Annotated in this window: 11 protein-coding genes; 2 read left to right on the forward strand and 9 right to left on the reverse strand. The window is 67.9% G+C overall.

The window, feature by feature from the left end; translation table 11 throughout:
• Nucleotides 1–354 precede the first annotated feature (354 nt).
• From VGI62_RS15420 to VGI62_RS15430, 3 genes are all read right to left on the reverse strand, one after another.
• Nucleotides 355–1,122, reverse strand: coding sequence for an alpha/beta hydrolase (locus VGI62_RS15420; RefSeq protein WP_331505399.1), 768 nt, complete (start codon nucleotides 1,120–1,122; stop codon nucleotides 355–357).
• A gap of 38 nt (nucleotides 1,123–1,160) precedes the next feature.
• Entirely contained in the window at nucleotides 1,161–2,036 is an 876-nt protein-coding gene (locus tag VGI62_RS15425) for an isocitrate lyase/PEP mutase family protein (RefSeq protein ID WP_331505400.1), read from the reverse strand.
• 74 nt (nucleotides 2,037–2,110) lie between these two features.
• A complete protein-coding gene (locus tag VGI62_RS15430) occupies nucleotides 2,111–2,530 on the reverse strand; it encodes a nuclear transport factor 2 family protein (protein WP_331505401.1) in 420 nt (139 codons plus the stop codon).
• Nucleotides 2,531–2,628: 98 nt separating this feature from the next.
• Between VGI62_RS15430 and VGI62_RS15435 the strand changes: the two genes are divergently transcribed.
• Nucleotides 2,629–3,507, forward strand: a complete 879-nt coding sequence (locus VGI62_RS15435; RefSeq protein ID WP_331505402.1) for a LysR family transcriptional regulator — start codon at nucleotides 2,629–2,631, stop codon at nucleotides 3,505–3,507.
• A gap of 200 nt (nucleotides 3,508–3,707) precedes the next feature.
• Here the strand turns inward: VGI62_RS15435 and VGI62_RS15440 are convergent, their stop codons facing one another.
• The 6 genes from VGI62_RS15440 to VGI62_RS15465 all read right to left on the reverse strand — a co-directional run bounded on the left by VGI62_RS15440 (nucleotide 3,708) and on the right by VGI62_RS15465 (nucleotide 9,959).
• On the reverse strand, nucleotides 3,708–4,022 hold the full coding sequence (locus VGI62_RS15440) for a hypothetical protein (protein WP_331505403.1): 315 nt from the start codon (nucleotides 4,020–4,022) through the stop codon (nucleotides 3,708–3,710).
• A gap of 120 nt (nucleotides 4,023–4,142) precedes the next feature.
• Nucleotides 4,143–6,413, reverse strand: a complete 2,271-nt coding sequence (locus VGI62_RS15445) for a xanthine dehydrogenase family protein molybdopterin-binding subunit (RefSeq protein WP_331505404.1) — start codon at nucleotides 6,411–6,413, stop codon at nucleotides 4,143–4,145.
• Complete coding sequence (locus VGI62_RS15450) at nucleotides 6,410–7,396, reverse strand: xanthine dehydrogenase family protein subunit M (RefSeq protein ID WP_331505405.1); 987 nt, start codon at nucleotides 7,394–7,396, stop codon at nucleotides 6,410–6,412. The genes VGI62_RS15445 and VGI62_RS15450 overlap by 4 nt, the downstream gene beginning before the upstream one ends.
• On the reverse strand, nucleotides 7,393–7,899 hold the full coding sequence (locus VGI62_RS15455) for a 2Fe-2S iron-sulfur cluster-binding protein (protein WP_331505406.1): 507 nt from the start codon (nucleotides 7,897–7,899) through the stop codon (nucleotides 7,393–7,395). The genes VGI62_RS15450 and VGI62_RS15455 overlap by 4 nt, the downstream gene beginning before the upstream one ends.
• A 278-nt stretch (nucleotides 7,900–8,177) precedes the next feature.
• Nucleotides 8,178–8,570 carry an SDR family oxidoreductase gene (locus VGI62_RS15460; RefSeq protein WP_331505408.1) on the reverse strand — a complete coding sequence of 131 codons (393 nt, stop codon included), beginning with the start codon at nucleotides 8,568–8,570 and terminating at the stop codon, nucleotides 8,178–8,180.
• 900 nt (nucleotides 8,571–9,470) lie between these two features.
• Nucleotides 9,471–9,959, reverse strand: coding sequence for a hypothetical protein (locus VGI62_RS15465; RefSeq protein ID WP_331505407.1), 489 nt, complete (start codon nucleotides 9,957–9,959; stop codon nucleotides 9,471–9,473).
• 127 nt (nucleotides 9,960–10,086) lie between these two features.
• On the opposite strand from VGI62_RS15465, the gene VGI62_RS15470 reads away from it, so the two are divergent.
• Nucleotides 10,087–10,317 (forward strand): helix-turn-helix transcriptional regulator, encoded by a 231-nt coding sequence (locus VGI62_RS15470; protein WP_331505409.1) that lies wholly within the window; start codon nucleotides 10,087–10,089, stop codon nucleotides 10,315–10,317.
• Nucleotides 10,318–10,545: the final 228 nt, after the last annotated feature.

Consider the following 10,545-nt stretch of genomic DNA (forward strand, 5'->3'; position numbering starts at 1 on the left):
GGCGAGTTTTCGGCCCGGCGGCCAGGTCCACCAGCGCCTGCAGCCGGCCAAGCTCCTTGCGGCTCATCGTGATCACCGTCATCCGCCGCCACCCTCAGCCCGTCAGCCAAGAGCGATGCTTGTGACATCTCTATCGGTGAGGGCGGTGACATTACTAAATGGCAGCTACACCCGCGGCCGGCCGATGTCGCGTTATGCGAAATCGGGGGGCGGGGAGAGGGCGCGGAATCGGCGGTTCTAAGATGCCGGCGCCGGCCTGGGGGCCTTCGCATCCGGTCGGGCTTGGCGACTGGACCTAGGTTCGAGCGCTGCGCCCATCAAGCAACCTCACTCCCCGCTGAGCAATCTCGGCGATCAGCGGTGTGCGGCCGCCTGCAGGATCAGGTCAGTCACCTGCTGCGGATGCGAGATCAACGACAGATGGCTGGACTTGATCTCAACCGTCTTGGCGCCCATCCGCTTGGCCATGAAGCGCTCGAGGTCGGGATTGATTGTCCGGTCTTCGGTGGAGACGGCGTAGAAGCTGGGCTTCGACCGCCACGCGGCGTGCGTGGTCTTGCCGGAGAGCAGGGCCTTGTGGAACGGCTCCTGCACCGCATAGAGCGCCATGGCCTTGGCTTGCGGCAGGTCGCCTGCGAAGTCCCGCAGGAACGCGGCCCGGCTGAGCCGCCCCTCGTCGCCGTCGAAGACGATCCCGGCGGAGGCCGGCGGCGCTGGAAAGCGGCTGGCGAGGGCCGTGTAGTCTTCGCCGGCATCGGGCGCGCGGGCCGCCACATAGACCAGCGCGGAGACGTTCGGGGCGACGCCGGCCTCGGTGACGATCATCCCGGAGAAGGAATGCCCCACCAGCACCGTCGGCCCGTCCTGCCGCGCCAGGACCCGTTGCGCGGACGCCACCGCGTCATCCAGGGTGGTCAACGGGTTCTGCACCGAGGTCACATTGAGGCCCTTCGCCTGCAGGCGCGGGATCACCTCCGACCAGCTCGACCCGTCGGCGAACAGGCCATGGACGAGGACGATATTGCCGGCCGCTACGGGCGCGGCGCGCGCCGCGCGTCCGGCGGCCAGGATGGCCGCGGCGCCGGCCGCCATTCCCAATCCGAGCGTTCTGCGATTGATCATGGGTCTGTCTCCTTCAGAGTCTGGGCGAAGCGTCCCGCCTAGACGTGGGTCGGGACGCCGGCGGCATAGCGCACCTCCATGGCGTCGAACGCGGCTTGGCCCACGAGCCTCTGCCGCGCGGCGAACGAAGTGACCGTGGACTCGTCGAGCACGCCGTTGGTCTTGAGCGCCCGCAAGGTGGTCTGCATGCCCTGGATCGCCGCCTGCAGCGCGGCATTGGCGTAGAGAACGAGCCCGAAGCCCATCGCGCCGGCCGCCGCTGCATCGACGATCGGCGTCTTGCCGCCGAGCACCATGTTCAGCATCTGCGGCGCGGCCAGGCGTTCCGGGACCGCCCTGAGGTCGTCCAGGGTCTCCGGCGCTTCGACAAAGGTCATGTCGGCGCCGGCCGCGATGTAGCGGCCGGCGCGGTCGATGGCCGCCTCGAAGCCCTCGACGGCGATGGCGTCCGTGCGGGCGATGATCACCATGTCCTGACGCCGGGCGTCGGCCGCGGCGCGGACCTTGCCGACCATCTCCTCGGCGGAAATCAGTTCCTTGCCCTCGAAGTGGCCGCAGCGCTTGGGGGCGTGCTGGTCTTCCAGTTGCACGGCGGAGGCGCCGGCCTGCTCAAGGGTGCGCACCGCGTGCGCCACGTTGATGGCGTTGCCGAAGCCCGTGTCGATATCGACGATCAACGGCAATTCGACGACGCCGCGAATGGCCAGGACGTGTTCGGCGACCTGGCTCAGGTCCATGAACCCGAGGTCCGGCAGGCCCAGGTGCGTGTTGGTGAGGCCCGCACCGGTCAGGTAGACGGCCTTGAAGCCGAGGTCCTCGACGATACGCGCCGTCAGGGCGTCGGCGGCCCCGGGCAGCAGGACGCCATTCTCGTCGCGCAGCAGCGCGCGCAGGGTCTGGATGTGGGACGTCATCAACTTGTCTCCTTCACGGGCCGCCGGTTTGCGCCGGCGGCCCACGGACGGGAAACGGCGCGAGGCGCCGAGGGTCAGCCGATCGGGTTCTCTTCGAACAGCTGGGCGACCATGGCGGAGTCGAGGTAGGCGCGGACGCGGACGATCACGCCGGCCTTGAAATAGACGACCCAGCAGTAGCGGTTGTCGAACCGCAGGCCGTTCTTCGCGGTGGCGAGCGAATGCAGCTCGACCACCGCCACATCGCCCTGGACGACCAGGTTCTCGACATGGAGCTGCGCGCCTTGCGGAAGGACCTTGGCGAGCTTGGCGAAGGTGCCCGCGACGAAGGCCGCCTTGCTCGGGTAGCGTCCGGCCAGGGGATGGCTCCCCATCACGGTCCAGTCGACGTCGTCGGACACGTACGAGAAGAAGGCCGCGCCGTCGCCATTCTCCAGTCCCTTGAAGATGTCGCGAACCTGTTCGGGGGTGATGGTCGGTGTGGGGGCGGTCATTCGCTGTCTCCTTCGTCTTGCAATGAGGAGATACGCCTCGCCCGATCATCTATCCAATATATGCTACCGGCTGATCTCATCGCTTTTGGAGATGATCCATGGAGCTGCGCCACATCCGCTATTTCCTGGCGGTCGCTGAGGAGCGGCACTTCACGCGCGGCGCCGCCAAAGTCGGCATCGGGCAGCCGCCGCTCAGCCAGCAGATCAAGGACCTGGAGGCCGAGGTCGGGACGGCGTTGTTCCGCCGCCTCGCGCATGGCGCCGAGCTCACACGGGCTGGCGAAGCGTTCCTGGCCGTAGTGGGGCAGATGCCGGGACTTGCCGAGCAGGCGACGAAGGCGGCGCGGCGTGCGGCGCGCGGCGAGACCGGTTCGCTCCGCGTAGGTTTCACCGCCTCGTCGGCGTTCAACCCGGTCGTGCCGGGGACCATCCGGGCCTTCCGTCAAGCCTACGCCGACGTCGACCTCAGCTTGGAGGAGGCCAACACGACGCGTCTTGTAGCGGGCCTGCGGGATGGATCCTTGGACGCGGCGTTTCTGCGGCCGGACGCCAAGGGAAGCGAAGGGTTCCAACTCCGGCTGCTCTCGGAAGAGGCGATGATCGTGGTGCTGCCGGCGAACCATCGTTGCGCGGCGCAACAGGAGGTTGATCTCGCGGTCCTGAGCGCGGAGCCTTTCCTACTGTTTCCGCGCGCGGTCAGCCCGACGCTCCACGACAGCGTCATCGGCGCCTGCCGCAAGGCCGGCTTCGATCCCACCATCGGCCAGGTGGCGCCGCACATGGCTTCGATCATCACCCTCGTCGCCGCCGACCTCGGCGTCTCGATCGTGCCGGCGTCCATGAGCCAGCTGGTCGTGGCCGGCGTCGTCTATCGCCCGATTGCCGGAGAGGCGCCGATCACACGGCTGGCGTTGGCCAACCGCCGCGGCGAGACGTCCCCCATCGTGCGCAACTTCGTGGCGCGGGCGGCCGCATGAGCAAGTCGGCGGTGCGTGACCATGCGGCGAGGGTCTCACGGACCAAAGCCAGCATCCGCTCCAGGCGCGAAGCTGATGCCGGCCGTACGCCGGACATTGGCACGCACGCCATGATTTCCGCGCCAAGAGCCGGAATATTTGGTGCGATGGGGATGGCATTCGAAGGGCGCGCCCACGTGTTCTGCCCGCCCTGACAGGCGTCACAGGTCGTAGAACCCGGCCTGGTACTCATCCACAATTTCGCGGAGCGCGTGGGCGCGTGCGCGCGCAGCGCGTTCGAGGTCGGCGCGCGTCGCCAGGCGGTGGCCGTCGAGAATTTCGGCGGCGGCGTCAACCTCGGTCACGGCGCGGTTGAGAACCCAAACAAGCGCTGGGTCGCTGTCGCTGCCGCGATCTGCGAAGTGACGCACCGTGTGCCGGGCGGAAAAGACGGCCTCCAAGGCGAGGCCTTCGAACTTCTGGCCGCGCTTCAGGGGCCGTTTGCGCGCCACATCGGCGGCATTTTCCAACACCATGACGCCGAGCAGGGCGGACCGGACCGCCGCCACACCACCGACGTGTTGAAGAGCGGGCCAGGGGTCTTCGCAATGCGTCTCAGGCGTGAGATCGCCGGCGCGGTCCGTTGTGCAATGGCGTCAGAGCAGCTTGTCCAGCGTGATCGGCAGTTGGCGTACGCGCTTTCCCGTGGCGTTGTAGACGGCGTTGGCCACCGCAGCCGCCACGCCGGTGATGCCGATCTCGCCGATGCCGCGCGCCCCCATCGGCGTATGAGGGTCGGGGATGTCGGTCCAGATCACGTCGATCGCCGGCACATCCATGTGCGAGGGTACGTGATACTCGGCGAGGCTGGCGTTCACGACCCGCCCGTTGCGCGGGTCGAACTGGGTCTCCTCCATAAGGGCCATGCCAAGCCCCATGATGATCCCGCCGCGGAACTGGCTGATGGCGGTCTTGGGATTGATAATGCGGCCACAGTCGTAGGAGCCCAGGAAGCGGCTGACCCGCGGCTCGCCGGTGATCGCATTGACCCGCACCTCACAGAACATCGCGCCGTGGCTATGCATCGACCAATGCTGCAACTCGAGCGGCTCCGGCGCCTGGGCCTCGACCGTGACCGCGTCCTGCCGGGCGCGCGCCAGGATCGAGGCGTAATCCTCGCGCCGCTCAGGTTCGTCTAGTTTGCACAGGGCGCCATCGCGGCTGCCGATCTCGTGGGGATCGAGCCCCGCGAGGGGTGAATCGTTGCCGGCGAGCTTGAGCAGTTCCTTCACCAGCGCCCGATGGGCGGCGATCACCGCAGCGCCGATCGCGGCGGTCTGTTGCGATCCGCCTGCGATCACGATGCCCGGCAGGGTCGAGTCGCCATAGTTGAAGGTGATGGCGTCGAGTGGAAGTCCCAGGCGCTCGGCGGCGACCTGGGTCTGGGCCGTCGTGGTGCCCATGCCCATCTCGTGGGCAGCGATGTCGATGGTCGCCCGGACCTCGCGGGTGAGTGTGATCCGCGCCGCGCCGCCGGCCATCCGGTGGTAGGGATAGGTCGCCGTCGCGCAGCCCAGGCCCACCAGCCACTCGCCGTCGCGGACGCCACCCGGTGTCGGGTTGCGGCGGCTCCAGCCGAACCGATCGGCCCCCGCGCGCCAGGCCTCGACGATATGGCGGGCGGAGAAGGGAAGGCCAGAGGTCGGGTCCTTCTCCGGCTCGTTGCGGATCCGCAGATCGACCGGGTCCATCTCCAGCGCATGCGCCAGCTCGTCCATCGCGCTTTCCAGCGCGAAGGTGCCAACCGCTTCCCCCGGGGCCCGCATGGCCGTGTTGCTGAGCATGTCGAGCTCGACCGTCTGCACGTCGAGCAGCACCGAGTTGGCCGCATAGACGCTGAGGGTCGGCAGGATGAACGGCTCCGGGAACAGGTTGTTGGCGGTCTTGGGCGTAATGCCCGAATGGATCAGCGCCTTGAGCTTCCCGTCGCGGTCCGCGCCCAAAGCGACACGCTGCTCGGTCGGGGCCCGCCCGCCGACCAGGCGGTAGACGCCCTCGCGGGAGAGCACCAGCCGCACCGGCCGGCCGGCCAACTTGGCGGCCGCCGCGGCCAACGCCTGGTGCTGCCAGAGTGTCTTCCCGCCGAAACCGCCGCCCACAAAGGGCGAGGTGATGACGACCGCATCCTCTTGCAGGCCGAACATCTGCGCGAGCGACCAGGCGGTGTGGGCGACCAGCTGCGAGGCGTCGTGGATGCGCAACGTGCCGCCCTGCCACACCGCCGTCGCAGCGTGCAACTCGATGGCGTTGTGGTTGTGGCCCGGCGAGACGTACGTCGCATCGACCTTCACCTCCGCCGCCGCCAACGCCGCCTCAGCGTGGCCGACCTCGTTGTGCAGCGGCGCGCCGAAGAAATGCGCTTGGGCGGTCCCAGCCCGCTTGGCGGCTTGGAGATCGGTCAGCGCGTCTTCGACCTCGTAGGTTGCGCTGATCAGCGACTTGGCGTCGTCGGCCTGCTCCTGTGTTTCGGCCAGTACGACCGCGATCGGCTGGCCGTTCCAGTGGATGCGGTCGTCCTGCATGACCGGCAGGCTGTCGTTGCTCGCCGCCAGCGGGCTGGACAGGAAGGCGGGCGGGGGCTGCATCCGCGGGGTGTTCCGGTGGGTCATGACGGCCACGACCCCGGTCGCGGCCTCCGCCGCGGCGGTCTCGATCTCAACGAGGCGACCCTTGGCGATCGTGCTGTAGGCGAGCGCGGCGTAGACCATGCCCTCAAGCGGGAACTCGGCCGCGAACCGGGCCGATCCGCTCACCTTGAGGGGGCCGTCGATCCGCGACACCGGGCGGCCGATGTGGCCGTGCTGCTGACGGATCAGCGGGTCGGGCGCGCCGTCCGGCGTCCAGCTGTCGGGAGCCGAGACACTCATGTCGGCGCGCTTGCGAGGCCCGCGAGCACGGCGACGACGGTTCGTCGGGCAAGCTCGATCTTGAAGCCATTGTCCCGGAGGGGTCGGGCGCCGGCGAGCGCGGCGTCGGCCGCGGCCGAAAAGGCGGCCTCGGCAGCCGGCTGGCCCCGTAGCGCCGCCTCGGCGTCCCAGGCGCGCCAGGGCTTGTGGGCGACCCCGCCCAGGGCCAGGCGCACGTCCGTGACCAAGCCGCCCTCGACGTCCAGGGCGGCGGCGACCGAGATCAGGGCGAAGGCATAGCTCGCCCGGTCACGGACCTTGCGGTAGGTCGAGCGCGCCGCGAACGGCAGCGGCGGCAGCTCGACGACGGTGATCAGCTCGCCCGGCTCCATCACCGTCTCGACATCCGGCCGATCGCCCGGCAGCCGGTGCAGGTCGGTGAGCTTGACACTGCGTCTCCCGCCGGCGCCTTCGAGATGCACCACCGCGTCGAGGGCGGCGAGCGCGACGCACATGTCCGACGGATGTACCGCCACGCAGGCCTGCGAGGCGCCGAGAATCGCGTGCGTCCGGTTGAAGCCGCCGATCGCGTCGCAGCCCTCGCCGGGCCGCCGCTTGTTACAGCGCGCGCCCTCATCGTCGTAGAAATAGGCGCAGCGCGTGCGCTGAAGCAGGTTACCGCCGACCGTCGCCATGTTGCGGATCTGTGCGCTGGCGCCGGCCACGATCGCACGGGCCAGCAGCGGGTAGCGCGTTCGCACCAGCCGATGCTCCGCGACCGCGGTGTTGCGCGCCGCGGCCCCGATCAACAGACCGCCGTCGGGCTGTTCGACGATGTCGTGCGACAGGCCGGTCACGTCGATCAGGGTGGCGGGACGCTCGATCGTCTCGCGCATCAGGTCGACAAGATTGGTGCCGCCGCCGAGGTATTTGGCGTCCGGCCCGCTGGCAAGGCGAACGGCGTCGCCGGCATCGGCGGCGCGGGCGTATGTGAAAAGGTTCACTCGGCCGCCTCCGCATAGGTGGCCAGGATCGCCTCGACGATTCCGTTGTAGGCGCCACAGCGACAGAGATTGCCGCTCATCCGCTCGCGCAACTCGTCCCGATCCAGCGCGATGGCCTCGGCGGCGAGGTCGTCGGTGACCTGGCTGGGCACGCCGCGGCGCAGTTCCTGCACCATGGCGACCGCCGAGCAGATCTGGCCCGGCGTACAGTAGCCGCACTGGAACCCGTCGTGCTCGATGAACGCCTGCTGCAGCGGGTGGAGCGCGCCGGGCTTGCCCAGCCCCTCGATCGTGGTGATCTCGCGGCCCTCGAACTGCACGGCCAGGGCCAGACAGGAGAGCATGCGCTCGCCGTCGACGAGGACCGTGCAGGCGCCACACGCGCCCTGGTTGCAGCCATTCTTCGTCCCAGGAAGGTCCTGGCGCTCGCGCAACAGGTCGAGGAGTGAGACGCGCGGATCCTCAGGGAGGGAGACGGCTGCGCCATTGACGGTCAAGCCCAAGTGGCCTCCTCCCTTCAACAACCAAGCCGATACCGCCCCGGCCCAACCAAAGAGAACGCCGGAACGCCGTTTCGGTGCCCTCGAAGGTCGTGTTTCGAGCCGCGCGCCGTCCGCTGCCAGCGCGCGGGAAACACCGGGGCCGCATGGGGCATCTGCAGACTTGTTGGCCCAGCCTTAAGGCGGAACTGGAGCGTCATCCGGATGCGCATGAGCGCTGCCAGTCCACCAGCGAGATTTGATCGGGCGCAGTCTGCTGGAACACTGCGAGAGGCGTCGCGTCAGAACATTTCGGCCCAGGGACGCAGATCGAGCTCGAGGGTCCAGGCGCTGCGATGCTGATGGTGCAGGAACCAATAGGCATCAGCGATGGCGGCGATGTCGAGCATGCCGTCCGGGCCGCGCTCATCCCTGAGGCTGGGCCGAAACGACAGCAGCCGCTCGCCCAGGATACCGCCATAGACGACGACGTGACCCACGTGGACCCCTTGCGGGCCGAATTCACGGGCGAGGCTCTGTGTGAGGTTGCGGACCGCCGCCTTGGCCGCCGCGAACGGGGCGAAGCTGCCCTTGCCGCGCGGGCTGCCGCTGGCGCCCGTGAAGATCAGGTTCCCGCCGCCGCGCAGCACCATCGGCAGGGCCGCCCTGGACGACCTGGAAGCCGCCCAGTGCATGCTCACGCCAGTGGCTTTCGAAATGCTCTTCACTGACCTTCAAGAATGGCGCCGGTCGGTTACTTCCCGCGTTGTGCACCGCGATAGTCAGCGGCGCCAGCGTCTGGGCGGCGGCGACGAAGCGCTGCGCGTCGGCCGCGAGGGAGGCGTCGTTGATGGCCGACAGCCGGCCGGCCTGAGCGCTCTCCAGATCCGTCAGAGTGGGACGCCGCTGGCTTGGGCTGATCAACAGACGGCGCTCGGATTTTAGCGAAGGCGCGCCCGGTTTTTCCCGGATACGTGCAATCAGAATTCCCGGTTCCTGAACACGCGGTCGCCGTTCTCGACGCGGCGGAACGCGTCAAGCGATTGATGCGGCTGGGTTTATCGGCGCCTGTCCGCCGAGGCGTCTCTTCGCGCCATGAAGAAATTCCCGGTTATTCCCGGTTAAACCGGGAATTCGGCAAACCGGAGTGCAGCTTTTCGGTTCGGAGACTGGAGGGGCAATTGGCGGCTAGTTCAGCGCCGAGAGCCGGTTCTGGGCACCGACGTCTACGGTTTGCGGGGAATTAGCGCGCAATTCTCGGCTCTTGGCCGGGCGCCCGGGACGGAGCCCAGTTTGCTGTGTGGTTGGCGGTGCTGACAGTCTAACGCTAACTCGTCTCCGATATGCCGCTTGGGCGGCTGCCGGAGGTCGCCCCGGCCGCGACGAGATCGCCAGGGTACGGGCAGGGGAAGCCTGGACCCTGCGGAGTTAAGTTGTCAGTACCCCGGCGCCGGACACACAGCATCTCGCCCTGGCCAGGGCGCTGCGCGAAGCAAATGCACGGGCGCGAACGGAGGAGCGGGGCGATCTGCGGCCGGGGCGGTCGCGGACCCGCTAAGCTAGAGGTCTCGCGCCGACATCCGGGCAGGGGGCCTCTAGCGCCACGCCGCTTCGAGGTCGCGGCGGGCGCTGTTCAGCAGATTGAGTTCATCTCGGTTGTCTTCGAGACAGAGCGCCTCGGCCACCACTTCAAATTTCATCAGAATCGCTTCGCGGGTGGTGGAAACCAGGGCCGGAAGCTTTGGCAGGATGTCCTCCCGGGCGTCATAGATTGTCGCGATCTGCGCATCGATCTCGAACATCTCCGCGGCGTCTGGCAATCGGCGCTGCTCGGCTTCGGTCATGCGGAACCAGTTATGGTGCTTGGCGCAGACGTGTTTCTCCAGACTGCGCCACTGGCTTAGCAAGTCGAAGACCTGCGCCTCCGTCGATAGCCAGGATCGGCAGAGCCGAAGCGTCTCCGCCGTTCCGTCGATGGGGGCCGGTGGCAGATCGCTCGGGGGAACCAGGGGGAGCGCCGCCGACGCGCCGATCACCGCGCGTCGCGACAGCGCCGGGCCAGGTGCGGATCGGGGCGTGCGCATGTAACCTCCAGCCCCAGAGCGACTCGTGGCTCAGAGCGCCGCGGAAGAGAACGAATTCCGTGAGCGCATTTGTGAGCTCTTGGAACTCACAAGTCAATGCAGGGAGCGCGTTTGGTGTGATGGTGGGATGTTGACGCCTCTTCAGATCAAGCTCGCTCGTACCGCGCTAGGCTTGGGTCTTCGCGACCTCGCAGCGGCCGCTGGGGTTGCGCCGTCAACGATCACCCGTTTCGAAACCGCGAAAGGGGGCATGCAGACGGGAACTCTTGAGCGAATTCAAAAGGTGCTGGAGGCAGGCGGGGTCATCTTCGTTGCCGCGGACGCCCAAGGCGGTCCCGGCATTCGCATGAGATCATAAGGTCACTGGCGGTTGCCGATGGCGTTGGCCGCTCATCGCGATTCCGCTAATGGCTGACTCTTTGGTGACCTCCATAACGTCCGCAATCTACTGGCTAGTTGCGGTCGGGACCATCTTCTTGGCCCATTGGCTTCGACCCATTGCTGAGCTTCCTTTGGTGTGATGCTCCGCCACAGGGCGGGCCGATGCAGTTCATAGAGTCGTCTATTTTCGGAGTACGCTCCGCTC

The organism is Phenylobacterium sp. (assembly GCF_036495085.1).
In the GTDB taxonomy this organism is placed as follows: Bacteria; Pseudomonadota; Alphaproteobacteria; order Caulobacterales; family Caulobacteraceae; genus Phenylobacterium.